The organism is Nocardiopsis baichengensis YIM 90130, assembly GCF_000341205.1.
Lineage (GTDB): Bacteria > Actinomycetota > Actinomycetes > Streptosporangiales > Streptosporangiaceae > Nocardiopsis_A > Nocardiopsis_A halophila.
In genome coordinates, this window is sequence record NZ_ANAS01000018.1 from 33,733 (window position 1) to 57,185 (window position 23,453).

A 23,453-nucleotide genomic window follows, 5' to 3' on the forward strand; every position below is an offset into this window, starting at 1 on the left:
GCCACGGGGGAGGGGGATCCGTTCCCTGAGGAGAGGACGGCTCCCTCCCCTCTGAAGGTTCCCGAGCGGCCGTCCGTCTTTCCACCGCTGCCTCGCCGCGCATCGAAACCGCCGGTGGTACGGCGGCGGCCGTCCTGGCCCTGGGCCCTGGGGCGAGTTCCTCAGGGCGTAGCGGGGGCGGTCGTTCTCGCGAGTGGAGCCGGCCCGGAAACCTCGCCTCGGTCCGGCCCAGGTGGCGGGCCTCCGCGCGGGACCGTGTCCGGCGCGGATTCGTGTGTCCTCATACGCCGGGGCACGTCCGGGCGGTGGGGCTCTCCGAGTAGCAGGCCGTCCCTGTGCAGGTCCCCGCCGGAGACGGACCTCCGGCGGGGACGGGCCCCGACCAGGCCCGACCAGGCCCGGCCAGGCGCCCGGCGCGTCCGGTCAGGCCGCGCCCAGGCGTGCGTACAGGTCCCGGTACACCTCGGCGATGCGGGGCCAGGTGCGGTGGGCCGACACCTCGGCGCGGCCCGCATCGCCCAGTTCCGACCGCAGATCCGGGTCGCCGTACAGCCGCTCCAGCGCCTCCGACAGCCCCACCGCGTCCCCCGGCGCCACCATCAGCCCCGCCTCGCCCCCGGCCAGCAGCTCGCGCAGCGCCGGCAGGTCGCTGGCCACCACCGGGGTGCCCAGAGCCATCGCCTCCACCGGCTTGAGCGGTGTCACCAGCCGGCACACCCGCTCGTCCGCGCGCGGCGCCGCGAAGGCGTCCAGCGCCGCGTGCGCCCGCAGCGCATCGTCCCGGCCCACCCGGCCGGGCAGCACGCACGCCCCCTCGATGCCCAGGCGCCGCACCGCCGCACGCACATCGCCCATGGCCTTGCCGTCCCCCACCAGCAGCATCCGGGCGGGCACGCCGCGCTCGCGCAGCAGCGCCACCGCCTCGGCCAGCACGGTGAACCCCTCATAGCCCACCACGCTGGAGACGGACCCCACCACGAAGTCCTCCGGCCCCAGCCCGTGCTCCCGCCGGAACCCCGCACCGTCGGGCCGGGTGTCCAGCAGGGCCGGCTCCACCGCGTTGGGCGCCAGCACGATCCGGTCGGGGTCGGCCCCCCGCGCCACGATCTCACCGCGCATCGTCCGCGACAGCGTCACCACCGCGTCGGCCGAACACATCAGCGCCGATTCGCGCTCGACGATCGCCCGGTGCCGCTCGCTCCCGTGCGCCTGCGCGCCGGCCGCCGACAGCCAGGTCTCCTCCAGGAACCCCCGCACCTCGTACACGAACGGCAGCCCCAGCCGCGCGGCCGCCCCCGCGGCGATCGACCCGTTCCGGTGGTCGGTGGCGGCGTGCAGCACGGCCGGGCGCAGCCGCCGGGCCAGCGCCGTCACCCCCTCCACCCCCGCATCGACCTGGCCGCCGAGCCCGCCCGGAAGCTCCCTGCCCGGGTGCAGCCGGTGGTATCCCACGCCGTCCAGCTCGCAGGACTCCGGTCCGCCCCGGTCGTCCAGCGGCCATCCCGGGAAGGTGACCACGGCCGGCACCAGCCCCGCGTCCCGCTGCGCGGTGACGATCCTGTGCGTGCGGACCGTGTACCCGGCACTGGTGCGGGGGAGCGCGTTGGAGACCAGGTGCAGCACCCGCCCCGGCACCGGCTCGTACCCCTCCCCGTCCCGCGGGGGCGGCTCGGGCAGCGGTCCCAGGGCACGGTGTTCGCCGACCAGCCGCTCGTGCAGCCGTGCGCACACCTCGTGCCCCCCGGTGAAGGGCTCCACCGCGGAGACGGCCTCGCTGATCCGCCCCCTGTCGAACAGCAGGCGCGCGTTGCGCGCCGCCACAGCCCCGGCCAGGGGGACGGCGTAGCGCTCCGGCAGCTCGGGCAGGTGGCGCAGCGCGACCTCGGTCAGCCGGGGCCGCTCTGCCGCGGCGAGCACCGAGGCCGTCCGCAGGGCGCGCCTGCGGCCGCGCGGCGTGGCGGCCGAGGCCCGCCGGGCGATGCGCGCCATGTCGTCGCGCGCCTCGTCGACCTGCTCGCCGGCCGCGAGCAGCAGGAGGTAGGCGGCGGGGAACCGGGGCGGCGGGCCGCTGCTCCTGCGGGCCGTGGCCGCGGCGAGCGCCGAGGCGCGCGCCCTCTCCGGCAAGGCCTTGGCCAGGCGCAGGCCGGCCCGGGCGGCGGCGTCGCGCAGGCCGTCCCAGGGCGCCGCCCGGAGGGGAGCGGGCGCCCGCTCCGGAGGACTGGACGTGGGGGAAGGGGTATCGGACACCTTGACCAGTCTGGCGCCGATCGCCCGCGCGGTGCACCGGTCACCGGGCTCCGTACGAGGAATTCCCTGACATGAACGGCGCCGTTCACCGCGCATTCGCGGTGCCGGTCCGGCGACGCGCAGCCCCGTGCCCCGGTTGACCTGCGACGGACAAAGGGAGTGAACACTGGCCGTCGAGAGGTATTTACCCGCTGCACGCGAACCCCGGACGGCCGCCGCGGGTCTCCCTGAAGAGAACGGACGGGACCCTGAGAGAAAAGGGAGACACTCTCATGTCCATTGGTAACAGGATCGCCGCCCTGCTCGCCTCGGGGGCGCTGGCGCTCACCGGGGGCCTGGCCGTCGCGCCGGCCGCGTCCGCAGACGGGGCCGGGACCCCGCCCGAGGTCGAGGCGAAGATCGAGGCCTGCGAGTGGACCGTGCTGGCCCCCGGCGACGAGCGCTGGGAGGTCGGAATGGCCAAGCACGTGCTCCAGAGCCTCGGGTACTACGAGGCCGGCCAGGTCGACGACCACTACGGCGAGGACTTCACCGCGGCGGTCGAGGCGTACCAGGACGCGGTGGACGTCCCGCAGAGCGGGGAGTTCGACATCGCCACCTGGGAGCACGCGCGCAGCGACTTCGGCCAGGTCGGGCCCGGCCTGCAGGCCGAGCCCAGCGACCGGGTGCGGGCGGTGCAGTACGCCTTGGCCGTGGGGTACGGCTACGCCCTGTCCGTCGACGGCTACTACGGCCCGGTCACCGAGGGGGCCGTGCGCGAGCTGCAGGGGGTCGTGGGGGTCGACGCCGACGGCATCGTCGGGCCGATCACCTTCCGCGTCCTCGTCACCGGCGGAGCCTGCCAGGAGCTCGGCCTGACCGGCGAGAGGTGATGCGCCGGGACGCCGGCGCCACCCGACGCGCCTGGAACGGCGGTTGAACACTGGGGAGGGCCTTCGGAGCCCGGTGTGGACGTGACGTCTGCACCGACGCTCAGGAGGCCCTCGTGCCCTGCCGCAGGCGCGCCCCCTGGCCCCCGGGCGCCTGTGATGGCGTCCGCTGGAGTGGTGGAACTTTCGGCGGACCTGGCCGCCGTCGCTGGGCGGCCGGGGCCCGGCCCGGAACCGTGACGGAGGCGTTGAAGCGGTCGGACGGAAACGGCACCACTCGCGTGGACGCCATGACGTGAGGACCCAGGGGGCGATGCTCTCCCCGTGTCCTGGACGGCCCTGCCCGGAACCGGCCACCGGCCTCGGGGCGCCCGAGCGCGCGACGCCTCGGGGCGCCTGCACCGGACCGCTGCGCGCGGAGGCGGCGGCCTCCCGGATGTGACCAGCGCCGCCCCCCGCGTGGAATAGCCCGCACCCGGGCCGTGCTGAACAGAATCGATACTCTCGACGCCTCGCGGCACAGTAGGTTGGTCCGGCACATGCCGTCCCCTGATCGGATGGCATGTGCTTTTTGCGGGCGCCCACCGGCGCGAACGCGACCGAGAGCCACCGAACACCGTGGACGAACAGGGGGCCGCATGGCGCAGTCGAACGCGAACGGCGACGGGGCGGACGGGACCCGCGGCGCCCCCGGGCCCGGGGAGCGGATCTTCGCCCGCGGACTGCGGGTGCTGTGGGTCGCCATGCGCACCGAACCCGCCGTGTTCCTCGTCGCGGTCTTCGGCGCCTCGCTGCACGCCGCCGTCACCGTCGCCTCGGCCGAGGTGCTCGGCCGCATCACCGACCAGGTCATCCTCCCCGCATTCGAGCAGGGCCGCACCACCGCCGGCGCCCTGACCGCCGCCGCGGCCGCCCTGCTGGCCGTCGGCGTGCTCAAGGCCCTCGGCCTGGGCCTGCGCCGCCTCTACGCCGGGCTCATGCAGTTCCGCATGCAGGCCCGCTACCGCCGCAAGGTCGCCCGCACGTACCTGCGGCTGCCGCTGGCCTGGCACCACCGCCACCCCGCCGGACAGCTGCTGTCCAACGCCAACGCCGACGTCGAGGCCGCCTGGATGCCCCTGGCGCCGCTGCCCATGGTCGTGGGCAGCCTGTTCATGCTCGTCATCGCCGCCGGAGCGATGGTGCTCACCGACCCCGTCCTGGCCCTGGTCGGGTTCGTCGTCTTCCCCCTGCTCTTCGCCGTCAACGTCGTCTTCCAGCGCCGCGCCGCCCCGGTGGCCACCCGCGCCCAGGCGCTGCGGGCCGAGGTCAGCGAGGTCGCCCACGAGTCCTTCGACGGCGCCCTGGTGGTCAAGACCCTGGGCCGGGAGGACACCGAGACCGAGCGCTTCACCGCCGCCGCCCACCGGCTGCGCGACGCCCAGATCCGCCTGGGCCGCATGCGCGGGCTGTTCGACCCCGTCATGGAGGCCCTGCCCAACCTCGGCGTGCTCGGGGTGCTGCTGGTGGGCGCCTGGCGGCTGTCGGCCGACGCCATCGCCGTGGGCGACCTGGTGCAGATGTCCTACCTGTTCACCCTGCTGGCGCTGCCGATCCGCTCCTTCGGCTGGCTGCTGGGCGACATGCCCCGCAGCGTCGTGGGCTGGGACCGCGTCACCGCCGTCCTGGCCGCCGACGGCGCCATGGAGCACGGCGAGGCCCGCCTGGAGGGCCGCGGCGGCATCGGGGTCGCCGTCCGCGGCCTGGACTTCTCCTACGAGGACGGCGGCGCCGACCGCGACATCGCCGACAGCGGGGCCGGCGGCGACCGCACCACGGTGCTGAACGGCGTCGACCTGGACCTGGCGCCCGGGCGCACCGTCGCCCTGGTCGGGCCCACCGGCTCCGGCAAGTCCACCCTGACCACGCTGCTGCTGCGGCTGGTCGACCCCGACGCCGGCACCGTCGCCTACGACGGCACCGACGTGCGCGAGCTGGCCGCCGGGCAGATCCCCGCCGCGGCCGCGCTGGTGCCCCAGTCCACCTTCGTCTTCGAGGACACCGTCCGCGACAACGTCGCCCTGGACACCGGCGCCACCGACGAGCAGGTGTGGGCCGCGCTGCGCCTGGCCCGCGCCGATTCCTTCGTCGCCGCCCTGCCCGAGGGGCTGGACACCCGCCTGGGCGAGCGCGGCGCCAGCCTCTCCGGCGGCCAGCGCCAGCGCCTGGCCCTGGCCCGCGCCGTGGTGCGCCGCCCCCGGCTGCTCGTGATGGACGACGCCACCTCGGCGGTCGACCCGCAGGTCGAGGCGCAGATCCTGGCCGGACTGCGCGAGCGCGACCTGGACGCGACCGTGGTGGTCGTCGCCTACCGCAGGGCCACCATCGAACTGGCCGACGAGGTCGTCTACATGGAGGGCGGCACCGTCGTCGACCGGGGCGCCCACGCCGACCTGCTGCGCCGTTCCCCCGGCTACGAGCGGCTGGTCACCGCTTATGAGCGGGCGGCCGAGGAGCGCGCCGCCGCCGGGCGCGCCGCGGCCGGCGGCGCCCCCACCGAGCCCGCAGCCGAGGGCGGCTCCGCCGCCGCAGAGGAGGCCCTCCGATGAGCGCACCCGCAGCCGCCCCCGACCGCGCCGACGAGCGGGACCCGGACCGCCCCGGCGCCGCCCCCGGGCTCAGCCGCTCCTCCGACGGCGCCGTGGCCACCATCCGCCGGGGCCTGGCCCTGTCCCCGGAGTTCACCCGCGGCCTGGGCTGGACCGTGCTGGTGGCCGTCGTCGCCACCGCCGGCAAGATCGTGGTCCCGCTGGCCGTCCAGCAGATCATCGACAACGGCATCACCGTCGAGGGCGGCCCCGACCTGGACTTCACCGCCGGGGCCGTGGCGATCTGCGCGGCCGTGCTGGCCGTGGCCACGCTCAGCTCCTATGTGATGAACGTGCGCCTGTACCGGGCCACCGAGTCCGGCCTGGCCACGCTGCGCCGCAAGGCCTTCCGGCACGTGCACGACCTGTCGGTGCTCACCCAGAACAGCGAGCGCAAGGGCGCCCTGGTCTCCCGCGTCACCTCCGACGTCGACCAGATCAGCACCTTCATGCAGTGGGGCGGCATCCTGCTCATCGTCAGCTCCGGCCAGCTGCTGGTGGCCACCGTGCTGATGGCGGTCTACTCCTGGCAGCTGACCCTCGTGGTCTGGGTGTGCTTCCTGCCGCTGCTCTTCGGCGCCCGGTGGCTGCAGAAGCTGCTGTCCAGGGCCTACCTGTCGGTGCGCGAGCGCACCGGCGACATGCTCGGCGTCATCGGCGAGACGGTGGTCGGCGCCGCCGTCATCCGCGCCCACGGCACCGAGGAGCGCACCGCCCGGCGGATCGACGACTCCGTGCTGGCCACCCGCAAGGCGCAGGTCCGGGCGCAGCGGCTGTCGATGTCGGTCTCGCCCTTCGCCGAGCTGGTGGCTGCGGTGGGCAACGCCGCGGTCGTGGTCACCGGCGTGCTGCTGGGCGTGGGCGGCCACCTCACCCCCGGCCAGCTGGTGGCCTTCCTGTTCCTGGTCACCCTGTTCGTGCAGCCGATGATGATGGCCACCGAGATCTTCAACGAGGCGCAGAACGCCATCGCCGGCTGGCGCCGGGTGCTGGGCGTGCTCGACACCGAGCCGGACGTGGCCGACCCGGGCCGGGACGGGCGCGAGCTGCCCCGCGGCCCGGTGCGGGTGGGCTTCGAGGGGGTCTCCTACGCCTACCCGGGCGGGCCGACCGTGCTCGACGGGGCGGACCTGGAGATCGCCCCCGGCACCCGGGTGGCCGTGGTGGGGGAGACGGGGTCGGGCAAGACCACCTTCGTCAAACTCCTGACCCGGTTGATGGACCCGGGGCAGGGGCGGGTGCTGCTGGACGGCGCCGACCTGCGCGAGGTCGCCTTCTCGTCGCTGCGCCGCCGGGTGGTGATGGTGCCCCAGGAGGGGTTCCTCTTCGACGGCACGCTGGCCGAGAACATCCGCTTCGCGCGGCCCGAGGCGACCGACGCGGAGCTGGAGGGGGCCGTGGCCGACCTGGGCCTGGGCGACTGGCTGTCGGGGCTGCCGCACGGCCTGCACACCCCGGTCGGCCAGCGCGGCGAGTCCCTGTCGGCGGGGGAGCGGCAGCTGGTGGCGCTGGTGCGGGCGTTCATCGCCGACCCGGACCTGCTGGTGCTGGACGAGGCCACCTCGGCGGTCGACCCGCACACCGAGACCCGCATCCAGCGGGCGCTGGACCGCATCACCGACGGGCGCACGTCGGTGGCGATCGCGCACCGGATGTCGACCGCCGAGGCCGCCGACGAGGTGCTGGTCTTCGACGCGGGGAAGGTCGTCCAGCGCGGCCCGCATGCCGAGCTCGCGGCCCGCGAGGGCGTCTACGCCGACCTGTACGCCTCCTGGGTGCGCAGCTCGGCCTGAGCACGGGGCCTCGGGCGCGGGGAGCGGTGAGCACCGCTCCCCGCGCCCGCCCGTGCCCGCACTCTGAGGGGCGGCGGGACGCTCCAGGGGCCCGGCATCGGGACGAAAGGCGGGCGGGCCGACGCGGCCGGAGGCCCGGCGCCCGGTGGCCTTCACCTACCGGGGTCTTCGCAAGCCGTGAGGGACCGATCGCAGGACGGCGGCCGCCTCACGGAACCGACGGCGGCCTCAGCACCGGATTCCCGGGTGGTTCGGTCGGTCCTGTGCCGTCCGGGGGATCCGCGGATTCCAGAACGGCCCCACCGCCGGCCCGGCGGGATGCGATGCCCGTGGAGCCCGGGCGGTGCCTGAGGGCGGTCTTCCGCCCCTGCGCCCCCGCCGCCGGTTCGCACCGGCGAACCGACGTGGATCAGAAGGCCCGGCCCGGGAGGGACGAGCCCTGCTCCGGCAGGGCGAGGGGTCACACGCCCCGGGCCGCCCACCAGTGGGCCGCCAGGATCTCGGCGACCAGCGGCTCGGTCAGCAGGGCCACGTCGGGGTCGGCGTCGCCCAGGTAGCGCACCGTGTCGGCGGCGCCCGCGACCTCGCCCCCCACGGCGACGAACCGGCCCCGCAGCTGCAGCAGGTGCTCGGAGAAGCGCTCGTCGTAGTGCGAACCGGTGAAGAGCAGCGCCCGGTAGTCGCTCACCGCCGCCAGGTACCGGCCCGTGTGCGACCACTCGGCCGTCTCGAACGCGAACGACGCCAGCACCGGCCCCTGCCGCAGCACCAGGGACGCCTGCTCGGCCGAGGCCCCCCGCTCGGCCGGGGCCACCGCGTGCACCGGCGCGCCGTCCCCCAGCGCGGCCGCGGCCCCGGGCACCCACGCGCGCGCCCGCTCCAGCAGGTCCGCCGAGGCGTTGGCCGACCGGCGCAGCGTCGGCACCAGGTCGGCCGAGCCGCCCAGCGGCGGCGCCCCCAGGCGGTGGCCCAGGTGGAGCAGGAGGGCCAGCGCCAGCTGGTGCCCCCGGCAGTTCAGCCCGCTCTTCTCCGGCTCGGCGCCCAGCGGCGCCAGGATGTCGGCGTAGCGCGCCGCGGGCGAGTTCGCGTCGTCGGTGATGACGATGATCGCCGAACCGCCCACGTACCGGTCCAGCGCCGTGCACAGCTCGCGCAGCCCGCCGCCGACCGCGACCGCCACCACCAGCGTCGCCGGCCCCGGGGGCAGCGAGCCCTCGGCCGAGGGGTGCTCGGCGGTCGCCCCCAGCCCCGCCCGCCGCAGCCGGTGCGCGGCGGCCTCGCAGGCGTGCCGCGCCGACCCGGTGCCCAGCAGTACGATCCCCGCGGGCTCGTCGTCCACCAGCGCCGGAAGCGCCTCGAACGGGTCCCTGCGGGCGAGCCGGTCGGCCAGCGCGTTGAGCGCGCCGGGCATTCCCGCGAGGTCGGCGGTGAGCAACTGGGCGGTCACGGAACTCCTTCGGGGCACCTACGCAAACGCCCCCGACGATACTCGCCGGACGTCCCCCACCCGCCCAGTGGCCATTGTCACCGACCCCGCGGCCCGCACTAAGGGCGACCCGGCCGCACCCTCCGCCCCACCGCGCATAGGCTGTGGCCATGACCGCCCGTCCATCCGGGACCGGCCCGGCAGGCGCGCCCCCGAGCGGGCTCGCGCCCGAGGTCGCCGCCCGGCTCAAGCGCACCCCCGACGGCCTCGTCCCGGCCGTCGTCCAGCAGCACGACACCGGCGAGGTGCTGATGCTGGCGTGGATGGACGACGAGGCGCTGCACCGCACCCTGACCACCGGGAGCGCCACCTACTGGTCGCGCAGCCGCGGCGAGTACTGGGTCAAGGGCGCCACCTCCGGCAACGTCCAGCGCGTCGTCTCGGTCGCCCTCGACTGCGACGGGGACACCCTGCTGGTGCGGGTCGACCAGACCGGGGCGGCGTGCCACACCGGCGACCGCACCTGCTTCGACGCCGGGGCGCTTCCGGTGGAGGGCGGCCGGTGACCGGCACCGCCGCCGCACGCGCCAAGCGCGAGTACACCACCGCCCTGGCCGCCACCGCGGCGGGCGCCGCGGCGCTGATCACCGCCGCCGGACAGACCTGGGCCACCGGCACGGTGGAGATGGCCGGCCCGCTGGCGGCCGCCCCCGTCGAGGTGGACGGCGCGGCCGCCGCCCCGGGCGCGGCGGCGATGGGCTGGGCCGGCCTGGCCGCGGTCGCCGCACTGCTGGCCACGCGCGGCCGGGCGCGCACCGTCGCCGGCGCGCTGCTGGCCGTCTTCGGCGCCGGCGCACTGGTCGGCGTGTGGAGCGGCACCAGGGCCTCCGCGCTGAACGCGTCCGCCGCCGAGGCCACCACCGCCCAGGGGGACCTGGGCGCGCTCCACGTGGCGTGGGGGTGGCCGGCCCTGGCCGCACTGGGCGGTGCCGTCCTGCTGGCCGCCGGGGCCGCCGCCGCGCTGCGGGGTCCTGGCTGGCCCGCCATGGGCAGCAGGTACGATCGCCACGGCGCCCCCGCCACGACCTCGCAGGACGGCCCGGCCGACCCCGCCGACCTGTGGAAGTCGCTCGACGCGGGCGAGGACCCCACCGCCGAGCCGGCCGCCGGCGGCGGGTCCGCTCCGGACGGCGGCGCCCCCGACAACGACGATCCCGACCGCGACCGCGCCCGACAGGCGGGCGCCCCGGCAGCACAGAAGGAGCCCTGATGGCCGACGCACACCACGAGGAGCACGAGGACCACGGCAACACCGTCGCCGCCTGGTTCCTCACCATCTCCTGGATCGCGGCCTGGACCGTGGCCGGCGCCGCCATCATCCTCGGCGGGGACATCATCACCTGGACCCTGGTGGGCCTGGGCGCCAGCGTGGTGCTGGCGGTCGTCGCCGGCGTCATGAAGAAGGCCGGGCTGGGCCGCAAGGAGCCCCGCCCCGTGCCGCCCACGCGCGAGCAGTGGGAGGCCGGGCGCGCCGGGGGCGCCAAGGCCGCGGCCGGTGAGAAGACCGAGGAGAAGGCCGCGAAGAAGAGCGCGAAGAAGGGCGGCGAGGACGACAAGGAGCCCGCCGCCGCGGGCGCCAAGTAGTACGGCCCGGGTGGCCCGAGCCGCCCGAGCCGCCCGACCGGCCCGTTCCCCCGGTGCGTACGCACCGGGGGAACGGGCCGGAGCCGTTTCCGGGGCCGCCGAGGGGCGCGGGCCCGGGGGAGGCGTCCCCGGTGCAGGGGCGGAGTCCGTTCGGCCCGAATCGGACACACCGCCTGCACCGCCTCTGAACAGCGGCGACATCCGCCCGTCGCCGGACGGAAACCCCATCGAGTGGGTCAATGCCCCCACTATCTGGCATGATGCCTACTCATCTGCGGCGAAACGCGGCGATCCCGACCCTGAGTCCGTCGGCCCCCATCACGCCTGCCCGCGCGACGGCGCGGCGCCGTGGTCGAGAATTCTTCGTCGGTCCTGAGAACAGAGAAGTAGGCAGTCATGAGTTACCCGCCGCCCGGTCCCCCCGGCTCCCCCCAAGGTCCCCCGCCCGGTGGTGGCTACGGCCCCCCGCCCGGGGGCATGCCGCCCGGAGGCGCCCCTCAGGGCAACCCGCCCGAGATCGGCATGGCCGGTCTCATCTTCTCCCTGCTCTGCTTCTGGCCGCTGGGAATCCCGGCGCTGATCTTCGGCATGAAGGTCAACTCCCTGTGGAACCAGGGCGACCAGGCCGGCGCCATGGAGGCGCACCAGAAGGCGTCCAAGTTCCGCAAGCTCGCCTTCATCATCGGCGGCATCCTCTGGGCCCTCAGCCTCGTGGCCATGATCTTCTCGGTCGTCCTCTCGGCCATGGCGGTCAACGAGTCGGTCGACCAGTACAACACCGAGATGGAGCAGTACGAAGAGGACTACCAGAACGACATCGACGAGCTGGAGGAGAGCTTCGGTAGCACCGACTACTGATCGGCCGCCGGCCGCCCGGCGACCCTCGGCTCCCGCGGCGCCGCATCCCCGGATGCGGCGCCGCTCCTGCTGTAGGCCCCCGCCCTGTCCGGTGGGGGCACCGCCGTTTCCCGCCCGCGCGGGCCAGGGCCTAGACTCGGCTCCGTGGAGACCAGCATCGAGACCCCGCCGCCCGCCCCGGGCCCGCTCGGGCGCCTCCGGGCGCTCACCGGCCGCCTGCACCCGGGCACCTGGCCCGTCCTGTTCGGCGCGGGCGCCCTCGTCGGCCTCCTGGTCGTCCACACCATGGACCCCAACGAGCCGGGCAACTACCCCACCTGCCCCTGGCTGCTGATGACCGGCACCTGGTGCCCCGGCTGCGGCAGCACCCGGGCCGTGCACGCGCTGACCAACCTCGACATCGCCGGCGCCGCGCAGATGAACGTCGTCCTGCTGGCGCTGCTGCCCTACATCCTGTTCAGCTACGGCCGGTGGCTCTACCGCTCCTTCCGCCCCCTCCCACCGGGCGCGCCCCCGCGCAAGGCCACCCCGCCCGTGGTGCTCGGGGCGTTCCTCGTCCTGATCCTGGTGTTCTGGGCCGTGCGCAACACCCCCTTCGGCGTGATCCTGGCCCCCGGCGGGGTGCCCGCCCCCGCCCCCTTCTGGGGCTGAACCGCCCGGCGGCGGCGCGCGTCCCGATCCGCGGGCCGGTGCGCCCGGGCCGATGCCGGACGGATACGATCGGACGACACCGGGGCACCGACGACCGGCCTTCCCGCCGTGTACCCCGAGGCCACAGGCGTCCAGCGCGGCGCGGACGCCGAGACAACCGCTATCTGGAGGGGGCAGGCCCACGTGAGCGTGCTCGACGAGATCCTCGACGGGGTGCGCGACGACCTCGCCGCACGGCAGGCGCAGACGCCGCTGGAACGCCTCAAGGAGACGGCCGCCGCCGTCCCCCGGCCCCAGGACGTGGTCGCCGCCCTGCGCAGGCCCGGCGTCCAGGTCATCGCCGAGGTCAAGCGGTCCAGCCCGTCCAAGGGCGCCCTCTCGGCCATCGCCGACCCCGCCGCGCTCGCCCGGGACTACGCCGACGGCGGGGCCTGCCTGATCAGTGTCCTCACCGAGGGCCGCCGGTTCGGCGGCAGCCTGGAGGACCTGGCCGCGGTGCGCGCCGCGGTCACCACCCCGCTGCTGCGCAAGGACTTCGTGGTCAGCTCCTACCAGCTGTGGGAGGCGCTGGTGCACGGCGCCGACGCGGTGCTGCTCATCGTCGCCGCCCTGGACCAGGACGCCCTGGTCTCGCTGGTCGAGCGCGCCGAGTCGCTCGGTCTGACCCCCCTGGTGGAGGTGCACACCGAGAAGGAGGTGGAGCGGGCCCTGGAGGCCGGCGCCACCGTCATCGGCGTCAACGCCCGCGACCTGACCACCCTCAAGGTCGACCGGGACACCTTCGCCCGCGTGGCCCCCGCCATCCCCGACGACCGCATCCGGGTCGCCGAATCGGGCGTGCGCGGCCCGCACGACCTGCTCGCCTACGCGAGCTCCGGCGCCGACGCGGTGCTCGTCGGCGAGAGCCTGGTGACCGGCCGCCACCCGCGGACCGCCGTCGCCGACCTGGTCACCGCCGGCGCCCACCCGGCCCTGCGGGACCGCCGATGAACGGGCGCACCGAACCGCTGCACCGCCGATGGCCCGGCCTGCCCTGAGGGAGGGACCGGGCGCCTGACGGCGCCCTGCGCACCGGCGCCGCACGGGCTCCGGGCCCACCGCCCCCGGCCGCGCCGGCCGGCGGCCCCCCTCGGGCAGGGACCACGCACGAACCGCGACGCGGCGGCTCACCCGCGGCACCGCCCCACGGCGGAGGCCCGCACGCGGCGGCGCCCCACCGGGCCCGCCCGCCCCGAGCCGGTCGCGGCGCGGCCCGAGGGGCCCGAAGCCCCCGACCGCCCGATGACGACCCACGGTTCGGCCGCGCGCCCCGCAGCGCCGGCCAGGAGAGACCCGACATGACCACCGACACGACCGGCACCGCCGCCCGCGGCGGCGCGACCGGACACTTCGGCCGCTACGGCGGCCGCTTCAGCCCCGAGGCGCTCGTCGCCGCCCTGGACGAGGTCGCCCGGGCCTGGGGCGAGGCCCGCGAGGACGCGGACTTCCAGCGGGAGCTGGGCACCCTGCTGCGCGAGTACACCGGCCGGCCCAGCCCGCTCACCGACGCCCCCCGCTTCGCCGAGCACTGCGGCGGGGCCCGGGTGCTGCTCAAGCGCGAGGACCTCAACCACACCGGCTCGCACAAGATCAACAACGTGCTGGGCCAGGCGCTGCTCACCAAGCGCATGGGCAAGACCCGCGTCATCGCCGAGACCGGCGCCGGGCAGCACGGGGTGGCCACCGCCACCGCCTGCGCCCTGCTCGGCCTGGAGTGCGTCGTCTACATGGGCGAGGAGGACACCCGCCGCCAGGCGCTCAACGTCGCCCGGATGCGCATGCTCGGCGCCGAGGTCGTCCCGGTGGCCATCGGCAGCCGCACCCTCAAGGACGCGGTCAACGAGGCCTTCCGCGACTGGGTCGCCAACGTCGACAGCACCCACTACCTGCTGGGCACCGCCGCCGGCCCGCACCCCTTCCCCTCGATGGTGCGCGACCTGCACTTCATCATCGGCCAGGAGGCCCGCGAGCAGGTCCTGGAGCGCACCGGCCGGCTGCCCGACGCGGTCGCCGCCTGCGTGGGCGGGGGGTCCAACGCCATCGGGGCCTTCGCCGCCTTCATCGACGACCCCGGGGTGCGGCTGTTCGGCTTCGAGGCCGGCGGCGACGGCGTCGCCTCGGGCCGGCACGCCGCCTCCATCACCGGCGGCACGCCCGGCATCTTCCAGGGTGCGCGCACCTACGTGCTCCAGGACGAGCACGGCCAGACGGTGCCCAGCCACTCCATCTCCGCCGGCCTGGACTACCCGGCGGTCGGCCCCGAGCACGCCTGGCTCGCCGACACCGGCCGCGCCGAGTACCGGGCGGTCACCGACGCCGAGGCCATGGAGGCCTTCCGGGTGCTGTGCCGCACCGAGGGCATCATCCCGGCCATCGAGAGCGCCCACGCCCTGGCCGGCGCCCAGGTGCTCGGCCGGGAGCTGGGGGAGCAGGCGACCATCCTGGTGAGCCTGTCCGGCCGCGGCGACAAGGACATGGGCACCGCCGCCGCCTACTTCGGGCTCATGGACGACGAGGGGGAGCAGGAGTGAACGGCGACGCCAGCACCGCACAGGACGCCGGCGGGGGCACCCCGCTGCAGAGCCGGCTGGCCCGGGCCCGGTCCGAGGGGCGGGCCGCGCTCATCGGCTACCTGCCGGCCGGGTTCCCCGACCTGTCCTCCTCGATCGAGGTGGTCCGGGCGATGGTGGCGGGCGGCTGCGACGTGGTCGAGGTCGGCCTGCCCTACTCCGACCCCACCATGGACGGCCCCACCATCCAGCGCGCCGCCGACCGGGCGCTGGCCGCCGGCACCGCCCCCGCCGACGTGCTGCGGGTGGTCGAGGCGGTCGCCGAGGCCGGCGCCGCCGCGCTGGTCATGTCCTACTGGAACCCGATCGACCGGTACGGCACCGCCCGCTTCGCCGCCGACCTGGCCTCCGCGGGCGGCTCCGGGGCCATCACCCCCGACCTGCTGCCCGAGGAGGCGGGGGAGTGGCTGGAGGCCAGCGACGCCCACGGGCTCGACCGCGTCTTCCTGGTGGCGCCCTCCTCCACCGACGAGCGGCTGAAGCTGACCGCCGACGCCTGCCGGGGCTTCGTCTACGCCGCCTCCCTGATGGGGGTGACCGGGACCCGCGCCCAGGTGGCGAGCACCGCCGAGCAGCTGGTGGTGCGCACCCGCCAGGCCGCCGGGTCCGGCCTCCCGGTGTGCGTGGGGCTGGGCATCTCCACCGGCGAGCAGGCCGCCGAGGTCGCCGGGTACGCCGACGGGGTCATCGCCGGGGCCGGGTTCTGCCAGCGCGTGCTGGACGCCGCCGACCTGGGCGCGGCCACCGCGGCGGTGGGCGCCTTCGCCGAGGAGCTGGCCGAGGGGGCGCGGGCCGGGCGCCGCTGAGGCCCGCCCGGGTGAGAAACGGGTGAGAATCGCGTCCTCTTCCCAGGAAGAGGACGTGCGGGGCGCGGCGGTCGGCGTAGAGTTCTCCAGCACCGGCCGCCGCGCCCCGCGCCGCGTTCACCGCGTTCAGCGCGTTCAGCGTTCACCGCGACGAACGGTACCCGGCCGGTCACATGCAGTAGGCTCCGCTGCGACGCCGCGCGCCCCCTCCGGCGACCGCGGCCCGCAGCGCGTCCACTCCGGCCACGAGGGAAGGGCAGACATGAGCACCGGGCCCCACGAGCACGACCCCGACGAGCCCGACGGCGGCGCCGCCCGCGCCCCCGGGGCGGCCCGCTGGGACGCCGTCCAGCCCTGGGCCACCCTGGCCTGCCGTGTCGCCCTGGCCGGCATCCTCGCCTTCGCCGCCTACACCAAGCTCCCCCCGGCGCTGTCCATCCAGTCCGTCGAGGCCTACCAGCTCTTCCCGAGCGGCATCGCCGAGTTCATCGGCATCACCCTGCCGCTGCTGGAGTTCGCCCTGGCGCTGCTCCTGCTCATCGGGCTGGCCACCCGCTACGTCGGCGCGGCCACCGCCGTGCTCATGCTGCTGTTCATCGCCGGGATCATCTCGGCCTGGGCGCGCGGGCTGAACATCGACTGCGGCTGCTTCGGCACCGGCGGCACCGTCGAACCGGGCGAGACCGCCTACGGCGTCGACATCGCCCGCGACATCGGCTTCATCCTGCTGGCCGGTATCGTCATGATCTGGCCGCGCTCCCCCCTGTCCCTCGACCGGGTCGCCGGGCTCTACCGCTGAGCCCCGGCGGCGGGCGGCGTCCCCGGGGCGCCGCCGAACCTGATACAACGACCCCGCCTCCGCGGGGACGGACGCGAGCAACCCACACGACGGAGAACGGTGATCGGCCCATGGGCAAGGCGGCGCGGCGCGAGGCGCGCGAACGTTTGAAGCAGCAGCGCCTCAAGGAGCAGCAGAAGGCGAAGCGGAACCGGGTGCTGCTGGTCGCGGGGGCCGCGGTCGTGGTCGTCGCGGTCGTGGTGGCCGTCGGCTACTTCGTCGTCATGCGGGACCGCTCCGAGAGCGACGTCCAGCTCCCCCCGCAGGCGCTGCAGACCGACGGCAGCGTCGTGCTGGCCGAGGACGGCGCCGGCGCCCCCGTGCTGGAGATCTACGCCGACTACCAGTGCCCGGCCTGCAAGCAGTTCGAGACCGCCACCGGCTCGGCCGTCCAGGAGATGGCCGCCGCCGGCGAGGTCATCGTGCACTACCGCCCGGTCAGCATCTTCGCCCTGCGCGGCGAGCCGCTGGGCACCAACTCGCTGCGCGGCGGGGCCGCCGCCCGTGCCGCCGCCGACGCCGGAAAGTTCGTCGAGTACAACGACATCCTCTTCGAGAACCAGCCCGCCGAGGGCGAGGCCGGGTTCTCCCCGGAGGACCTGAAGGGCTGGGGCGAGGAGGTCGGCATCGACGACCCCGCCTTCGCCGAGCGCGTCGACGCCGAGTCCGAGGTCGCCGACCGGTTCGCCCAGGACTACGCCCCCGACCTGCTGGAGAAGGCCCAGGCCGAGATGGGCGGCGACGCGGTGGGCACCATGCCGGTCACCGACCTGATCGCCTGGGGCGACGAGAACGGCGTGGACTCCTCCTTCCTCGACGACACCTACGTGCTGGGGGTCCTGGAGGCCACCGGCGCCGTGAACGAGCGCTACAGCGGCGAGAACGCGTTCGCGGGCACCCCCAGCGTCTACCTCGACGGCGCGAAGATGGGCAATGAGATGTACTCTGCCTCCAGCCTCCGCAGCGCCGTCGCCGAAGCCGAGCCCGGCGAACCGGACTCCACGCCGGCCCAGGACGCCGAGGGCGGCGAGGACGCCGAAGGCGATGCCGGGGCCTCCGCCTCCCCTGACGCCAAGGAATGAACCACCCGAGATGACGACACCAGCGATGCCCACCGCCGCTGAGGCCGGAACCGTCGGGGACGGCCTCACCCTGGCCGCGATCCCGCCGCCGCCGGTCAGCCAGTTCGACATCGGCCCGCTCACCCTGCACGTGTACGCCCTGTGCATCCTCACCGGCGTCATCGTCGCCGTGGCGTGGTCCGAGCGCCGCTGGGCCGCCATGGGGGGTGAGAAGGGCACCATCATGGACCTGGCGGTGCCCGCGGTCATCCTCGGCCTGATCGGCGGCCGCCTCTACCACGTCATCAGCGACTACCAGCTGTACTTCGGCCCCGGCCGGGAACCGATCCAGGCGCTGTACATCTGGAACGGGGGCCTGGGCATCTGGGGCGCCGTCCCGCTGGGCGCCCTGGGCGTGTGGCTGGTGGCCCGCAAGCGCGGGCTGTCGATGACGAAGCTGTCCTTCGCCATCGCCCCCACCATCCCGCTGGCGCAGGCCTTCGGGCGCTGGGGCAACTACTTCAACCAGGAGCTCTTCGGGCGCCCCACCGACCTGCCGTGGGCGCTGGAGATCTCCACCGAGGCGGGCCGGCCCGCCGGCTACATCGAGGGCTTCACCACATACCACCCCACGTTCCTGTACGAGTCGCTGTGGAACATCGGGCTCACCGTGCTCCTGGTCTGGCTCGGTCGGCGCTACACCGACGCCCTCCAGGGCGGGCGGCTCTTCGCGGTGTACGTCATGGGTTACTGTGTGGGGCGGTTCTGGATCGAGTACATGCGCATCGACCCCGCGAACGAGATCCTCGGCCTGAGGCTGAACAACTGGACCTCGGTCGCGGTGTTCCTGGGGGCCCTGGCCTACTTCGTGTGGGCGGGGCGGCGGCTCGACCGCTTCTCCACGCGCGTGGTGCCCTACGGGCACGAGGCCGGAACCCAGGTCTTCGACACCGACCCGGCCTCCGAGGGCCGGTCCGGGGCCCGCGCAGAGGCGGACACCGGGCCCGGCGCGGAGGAGTCCGCGGCGCCGAGCGGCACCGGCCCGCAGGAGCCCGGCTCCGGCGGCGCGGCCCCCGCCTCCGCACCGGAGGCGTCGGACGCCGCGGACGCGCCGGAGCGGCTGGACGGCGCCGGAGACGCCGCCGAGGACGCCCCGGCCGGACCGGCCGCCCCGGCCGGACCGGACGGTGCGGAACCGGCCCCCGACAGCGGCACCGGCGAGGACGGGACCGCGACCGGACCCGCCGGCCACAAGCGGGAGGAATAGGCGCCGCCGACGCCGCCGCGGGACCCCGCGGCCGCAGGCGGCGCCGGCGAGGATGAGTGAGCCAACGACGTGAGCAGATCGGACTCCGCCGACCGGGCGGGCGCGCGCAGGTCGCGCCGCGCCCGGTCCGGCCGCCGCCACCGCGGTGACGCCGCATCGCCCGACACCGTGGTCGACACCGGACCCGTCGAGGAGGCCGGCCCGGCCCCCGAGCACGAGGACGCGGCCGGGCCCGAGGACCTGCCCGAAGAGCTGCCCGACGACGGCCGGGCCGCCGGGGAGGCCGCCCCCGCCCGCGGCAGGCGCGCGGGCAAGGGGCGCGCCGGGCGGAAGGCAAAGAAGGCCGAGAAGGCCAAGAAGAACGGCACACCGCCCCGCCGCGGCCGCCGCTCCGCCGCCGCCGAGGTCGACCCGGTCTCCAAGTTCTCCGCCACGGCGCTGCGCAAGGTCAGCGTGCTGGGCGACCGGCCCAACAACGTCGTCAGCACGCTCGCCGAACAGAGCTCGGGCAAGCGCGGCACCGCCGTCCTCGGGGTCCTCCTGGGGCTGTGCGGGGTCGCCCTGGTCGCCCTGCTGGGGGTGCTCCTCTACCTCCTGCTCACCGACACCCCCCTCGAAGGCGGCGACAAGCCCGCCCTGGAGATGCCGGAGGACGGCCACTCCACCCTGCTGCCCACGGTCTACCAGGGCGAGGCGCAGGACCAGGAGATCTTCGCCCCCATCGCCGAGCGCGCCGACGACGCCGAACCGCTCGACGCCGAGAAGGTGTTCGCCTCCGACGCCGAGAAGCTCGAACTCGACGACTTCACCATGCTCCTGGAGAACGCCGAGGCCACCGACTCCTGCACCCGCTGGGTCTGGGGCGAGGACCTGGGACAGGCGCTGGTCGACGGCGGCTGCACCTCCGCGGCCCGCGGCTTCTACCAGGACCAGGACAAGGAGTACGTGGCGCAGTTCACGCTCTTCGACCTGTCCGACGCCGAGGCCTCCAGCGAGGCCGCCACGGCGCTCGACCCGCACGACCACGAGAGCGACGTGGGCTTCCTGGTGCCCATGGACGAGGGCGTGGACGGACTGCACCAGGGCTACAGCCAGGCCTCCACCCAGGTCATGGGCCACTACCTGGCGGTCTACTGGGTCGCCCGGGCCGACGGCGGGGAGCCGGAGGAGGACACCAGCATGGCCGAGGTCAACGTGGTGGCGATGGACGCCGCGGTGTGGGTGTACGAGCAGGTCGGACGAGCCAAGGAGGAGCAGGAGGGCTGACCCGCCCGCACGGCGCCCCCCGCGATCCCGGCTAGGATGCGCCTACCGGCGCCGCGCCCCGCGCTCACCGCGCGGCCCGCACGTCACAACGCGAGCAGCACGCTCCGGCATTCGAGAGGTCACGGTGTCTTCTTCAGATCCCTCAGGCGCGACCCCGCCCCCGGCCGCCAAGGGCGGCAGGCGCAGGAGGACCGGCGGAGCCGACCCGGCGGAAGAGGCGGACGGCGCGCCGCGCCGGCGCTCCGGCGGCGGCTCCCGGCGCCGGGCGGACGCGGGCGGTGAGGACGGCCCGAAGAAGCGCGGCAAGGCCCTTCCGGCCCTGCTGGGCGCCCTGGGCGTTGCGGTGGTCGCGCTCGTCGGCGTGCTCGTGTGGAACGTCATGGCCGGGGGAGCCAAGGCCCCGGAGCAGGCGCGCCCCGCCACCTACTCGGTCTACGGCTCGGAGAGTATGGGCGAGGCCCTGGTCTCCCAGGAGGTCGACTCCCGCCCGCTCAGCGAGGGCGAGATGTTCGAGCGGGACAATAAGGAGATCGACAGCCAGGGCATCGTCTTCGAGCTCTCCGCCCAGTCCCTGACCGAGGACTGCTCCGCGGCGGTCTGGGGCGACCCGGTCGTCAAGGCGCTGGAGGACGCCGGGTGCATCCAGGCGGCCAGCGCGGGCTACGTCTCGGACGACTACGTCGGCGCGGTCGTGCTGTTCAACCTGCGCGACACCGAGGCCTCCGAGGCGGTCGCCGACGCCATGGAGCAGCCGCTGCTCAGCGACGAGGACGAGGAGAGCCCCGGGTTCATCGTCAACCCGGGCGAAGAGGACCCGCTGACCCGCCTGGGGGCCGGCTTCAGCCGGGCCGAGGCCTCGGTGAACGGCCACTACCTGATGGTCTCCTGGGCCCAGGACAAGTCCTCGGAGGACCCGGCGGAGCGTGAGGACCTGACCGCGCCCCTGATCGCGCTGAACTCCTTCCAGGACCCGCTGTACCGGCGGGTGGTGGAGCTGGAGCGCCCCGAGATGGGCGCCGACCAGGGCGCAGGCTCGGGCCAGGAGGGCACCGACACCGGAGCGGGCGCCGGAACCGGGGCGGGCACGGGCGCCGGAGCGGACGCGGGCACCGGAGCGGACGCGGGCCAGGGCGGTGCCGGAACCGGCGGCGACGCGGCGACCGGGCAGGGAACAGGCCAAGGCGCCGGCACCGGAACGGGCTGACCCTCAACGAGAGCACCACGAGGCCCTGAGCGCCGACAGCGCTCGGGGCCTCGCTCATACCCGCACGCCCGTGGAACCGCGTACTCCGTGCCCCCGGCTATGCCTTCAACCGACACCCGACAAGCGCCCCGCCTCCATGCCCGCCGCCACCACAGGCTTCCGCACTGCCCCGCTCAGCGCGCCGCGGCCCGACGCGCCCGTTCAAGAACCCTTCCCCGACGGTTTCGCCGACCCCGTGGCCAAGCCCTCTTCCGGTTCTCAGACGCCGAGACTCCGCCACCTCACACACGGGCTCACACGGGGCGTGCGCCCGATCCGGCAGCCGCCTCACCCCTGGTGGCCTCCGACAGCATGGCCGTGAGCCGTCGGTGTCCATGTCCACCGAGCTCAGCGACCCCTGGACCGGGCCCGGTCGCCTAGGAGTGCTTCGTCGGCCGAGGCATGCTCCCTGTTCGTTCGAGGCCCCTCTGCCGGGGCGGGCGTGTTCCCGGTCTACTCGACCGGGGCGGCCTCTGACAGCTCGGCGGTGATCCGCTCGGCGGCCTGGTCGAGGTCGGCGAAGCGGTGTTCAGGCAGGTCGAGGAGGGTGTGCCCGGCGGTCCAGGGGGCCGCTCGGGCCACAAGGCCGCGTGCGGTGCGCTTGTTGACGCTGTGGCCCTCCTCGGCCGCGACCGCGATCACCGCCTCCCGCAGCACGCGGGGGAGCGGCCCGTGGGCCCGTTCGCGCACCCGGGCGCGCAGCCGCTCCGTCGGCCCCGCACCGGCGCCGACGGGGGAGGGGAACGCCTCCACCACGACCAGCCGGCTCCCCGGACCGCCCCGGCGGAACCGCACCCGGACCCCCGGTCCGAGCAGCGCCGCCAGCGCCCGCTGGCCGGCCTCGTCGCGCACCTGCGGCGCCGACGAGGGGACCACCGCCCGCGCGCCACCGCCGCCCGCCGCCAGGAGCGCCCGCCCCAGAAGCGCCTCCCAGCCGCCGGTCAGGTTCACCACCGCATCCCCGGCCTCGACCGGCCCCGACATCCACGTGCCCAGCCGCACCCGGCGCACCCCTGCCGCGTCTTGGGCGGCCGGCCAGTCGCCGACCACCGTCCCCGGTCCGCCGTCGGACCCGGGCTCGGGCAGGGCCGGGGACCCGGCGAGCTCCGCCAGCTCGGCCCGTTTCGCGGCGGCCTCCTTCGCGTTGCCGCCCTGGCTGTAGATCCGGGCGGCCTCGCCCGCCTGGCCCGCGGGGGCGCGCGAGAGCGGCCGCAGCACGTACAGGTCGCTGGCCGCGCCGATGGCCTCGGCGCCCTCGTACCGGTTGAAGTCCGGGTGCACCGCTTCGAACAGCAGGTCCATCCGGGCCAGGCGGGCCTGCGTCTTGGCGGCCAGCGCCGGGGTCGTCTCGCTCACCCCGTAGGCCACGGCGACGCGCCCCCGGCGCGGGTCGGCCATGCCCTCCAGGCCGCGCCGCACGAACAGCTCGACCCCCTCAGGGGTGTAGGGCGGGTCGGTGAAGACCACGTCGCAGGCGCCGACCACCGATGGCGGCAGGCCGAGCCGCAGGTCGGCGAAGTGGCACCGGATCGCCAGCCCCAGGCGGTCCGCGGCCGCGTCGATGGAGGCGAGCATGCGCTCATCGACGTCGACGACCACCGCCTCGGCATCGGGCTGCACCAGCAGCGTGGCCAGGGAGGTCAGATCGTGGTCGCCCACGCACAGCAGCAGCCGCCCGGACAGGTCGAAGCGGTCGGCCAGGAAGACCCCGCGCCGCAGGGCGGTGCGCGCGGTGGCGGCCACGTGGTCCAGGTCGGTCCGGGAGGGCGGGGCCTCGGCCACCAGGCGCCGAAGCTCCTCGGCCGCCCGGGGGTGGGCCTCCATGAGCGGCGCCCAGGCGTCTGCGGGGCGGGGGCGGTCGAAGGCCTCCGCGTAGCGGGCGGGCCGCACCAGGCGCACCCGCTCCTCGCTGCCGGAGGCGGCGAACCGCTCCAGGTCGGCGCCGAGGGCGTCGAGGACGCCCGCGGCCACACGGTGGGCGACCGCCGTGGCCCGCACCAGCTCGCGGGGGCTCCACCAGGCGCCGTTGGACAAGGCGCCCAGGACCCGGTGGGCGCGGGTGGCGTCGGCGCCTTGCGCATCGAGCAGGGCCGAGAGTTCAGGCGGAAGATCGTTCACCGTCCGATCCTCCCATTCCCCAGGTCGAGGCGGTTCCGGTCCGCCCCAGGGGACGTCGGTCGGCCGCCGGGTCCCTCGCGGTCCGGGCGGCCGGCGGCGACGGACCGGCGAGTGCCCCGCTCGCGCCTGC

At 75.5% G+C, this 23,453-nt stretch carries 19 protein-coding genes; 16 read left to right on the forward strand and 3 right to left on the reverse strand.

Annotated features, from left to right (window positions below; translation table 11 throughout):
• Positions 1–423: 423 nt before the first annotated feature.
• A complete protein-coding gene (locus C892_RS0114980; protein ID WP_017557880.1) occupies positions 424–2,247 on the reverse strand; it encodes a glycosyltransferase in 1,824 nt (607 codons plus the stop codon).
• A 272-nt stretch (positions 2,248–2,519) separates the two neighbouring features.
• Between C892_RS0114980 and C892_RS0114985 the strand changes: the two genes are divergently transcribed.
• The 3 genes from C892_RS0114985 to C892_RS0114995 all read left to right on the forward strand — a co-directional run bounded on the left by C892_RS0114985 (position 2,520) and on the right by C892_RS0114995 (position 7,536).
• Positions 2,520–3,119, forward strand: coding sequence for a peptidoglycan-binding domain-containing protein (locus tag C892_RS0114985; RefSeq protein WP_017557881.1), 600 nt, complete (start codon positions 2,520–2,522; stop codon positions 3,117–3,119).
• 635 nt (positions 3,120–3,754) lie between these two features.
• Positions 3,755–5,704: an ABC transporter ATP-binding protein gene (locus C892_RS0114990; protein ID WP_017557882.1), complete on the forward strand. Its 1,950-nt coding sequence runs from the start codon at positions 3,755–3,757 to the stop codon at positions 5,702–5,704.
• Positions 5,701–7,536 carry an ABC transporter ATP-binding protein gene (locus C892_RS0114995; RefSeq protein ID WP_017557883.1) on the forward strand — a complete coding sequence of 612 codons (1,836 nt, stop codon included), beginning with the start codon at positions 5,701–5,703 and terminating at the stop codon, positions 7,534–7,536. Before C892_RS0114990 ends, C892_RS0114995 begins: the two co-directional genes overlap by 4 nt.
• Positions 7,537–7,996: 460 nt before the next feature.
• Here the strand turns inward: C892_RS0114995 and C892_RS0115000 are convergent, their stop codons facing one another.
• Complete coding sequence (locus C892_RS0115000) at positions 7,997–8,983, reverse strand: SIS domain-containing protein (protein ID WP_017557884.1); 987 nt, start codon at positions 8,981–8,983, stop codon at positions 7,997–7,999.
• 149 nt (positions 8,984–9,132) lie between these two features.
• Between C892_RS0115000 and hisI the strand changes: the two genes are divergently transcribed.
• The 13 genes from hisI to C892_RS0115065 all read left to right on the forward strand — a co-directional run bounded on the left by hisI (position 9,133) and on the right by C892_RS0115065 (position 21,166).
• Complete coding sequence (hisI, locus tag C892_RS0115005; RefSeq protein ID WP_017540485.1) at positions 9,133–9,528, forward strand: phosphoribosyl-AMP cyclohydrolase; 396 nt, start codon at positions 9,133–9,135, stop codon at positions 9,526–9,528.
• Positions 9,525–10,232, forward strand: coding sequence for a Trp biosynthesis-associated membrane protein (locus C892_RS0115010; protein ID WP_017557886.1), 708 nt, complete (start codon positions 9,525–9,527; stop codon positions 10,230–10,232). The genes hisI and C892_RS0115010 overlap by 4 nt, the downstream gene beginning before the upstream one ends.
• Positions 10,232–10,606, forward strand: a complete 375-nt coding sequence (locus C892_RS0115015; RefSeq protein ID WP_017557887.1) for an HGxxPAAW family protein — start codon at positions 10,232–10,234, stop codon at positions 10,604–10,606. Before C892_RS0115010 ends, C892_RS0115015 begins: the two co-directional genes overlap by 1 nt.
• A gap of 396 nt (positions 10,607–11,002) precedes the next feature.
• Positions 11,003–11,464: a CD225/dispanin family protein gene (locus tag C892_RS0115020; protein ID WP_026124372.1), complete on the forward strand. Its 462-nt coding sequence runs from the start codon at positions 11,003–11,005 to the stop codon at positions 11,462–11,464.
• Between the two features lie 144 nt (positions 11,465–11,608).
• Positions 11,609–12,115: a DUF2752 domain-containing protein gene (locus tag C892_RS0115025; protein WP_017557889.1), complete on the forward strand. Its 507-nt coding sequence runs from the start codon at positions 11,609–11,611 to the stop codon at positions 12,113–12,115.
• A gap of 183 nt (positions 12,116–12,298) precedes the next feature.
• Complete coding sequence (trpC, locus tag C892_RS0115030; protein ID WP_017540490.1) at positions 12,299–13,105, forward strand: indole-3-glycerol phosphate synthase TrpC; 807 nt, start codon at positions 12,299–12,301, stop codon at positions 13,103–13,105.
• Between the two features lie 347 nt (positions 13,106–13,452).
• On the forward strand, positions 13,453–14,685 hold the full coding sequence (gene trpB, locus C892_RS0115035) for a tryptophan synthase subunit beta (RefSeq protein WP_017557890.1): 1,233 nt from the start codon (positions 13,453–13,455) through the stop codon (positions 14,683–14,685).
• On the forward strand, positions 14,682–15,530 hold the full coding sequence (gene trpA, locus C892_RS0115040; protein WP_017557891.1) for a tryptophan synthase subunit alpha: 849 nt from the start codon (positions 14,682–14,684) through the stop codon (positions 15,528–15,530). Before trpB ends, trpA begins: the two co-directional genes overlap by 4 nt.
• A gap of 262 nt (positions 15,531–15,792) precedes the next feature.
• Positions 15,793–16,329 (forward strand): MauE/DoxX family redox-associated membrane protein, encoded by a 537-nt coding sequence (locus C892_RS0115045; protein WP_017540494.1) that lies wholly within the window; start codon positions 15,793–15,795, stop codon positions 16,327–16,329.
• Positions 16,330–16,439: 110 nt separating this feature from the next.
• Positions 16,440–17,450: a DsbA family protein gene (locus C892_RS0115050; protein ID WP_017557892.1), complete on the forward strand. Its 1,011-nt coding sequence runs from the start codon at positions 16,440–16,442 to the stop codon at positions 17,448–17,450.
• Positions 17,451–17,475: 25 nt separating this feature from the next.
• Positions 17,476–18,696, forward strand: a complete 1,221-nt coding sequence (gene lgt / locus C892_RS0115055; protein WP_017557893.1) for a prolipoprotein diacylglyceryl transferase — start codon at positions 17,476–17,478, stop codon at positions 18,694–18,696.
• Between the two features lie 69 nt (positions 18,697–18,765).
• Entirely contained in the window at positions 18,766–19,962 is a 1,197-nt protein-coding gene (locus tag C892_RS0115060; protein ID WP_017557894.1) for a hypothetical protein, read from the forward strand.
• A 124-nt stretch (positions 19,963–20,086) separates the two neighbouring features.
• Positions 20,087–21,166: a hypothetical protein gene (locus C892_RS0115065; protein WP_017557895.1), complete on the forward strand. Its 1,080-nt coding sequence runs from the start codon at positions 20,087–20,089 to the stop codon at positions 21,164–21,166.
• Between the two features lie 492 nt (positions 21,167–21,658).
• Here the strand turns inward: C892_RS0115065 and C892_RS0115070 are convergent, their stop codons facing one another.
• Positions 21,659–23,323 carry a bis-aminopropyl spermidine synthase family protein gene (locus tag C892_RS0115070; RefSeq protein WP_017557896.1) on the reverse strand — a complete coding sequence of 555 codons (1,665 nt, stop codon included), beginning with the start codon at positions 23,321–23,323 and terminating at the stop codon, positions 21,659–21,661.
• Positions 23,324–23,453: the final 130 nt, after the last annotated feature.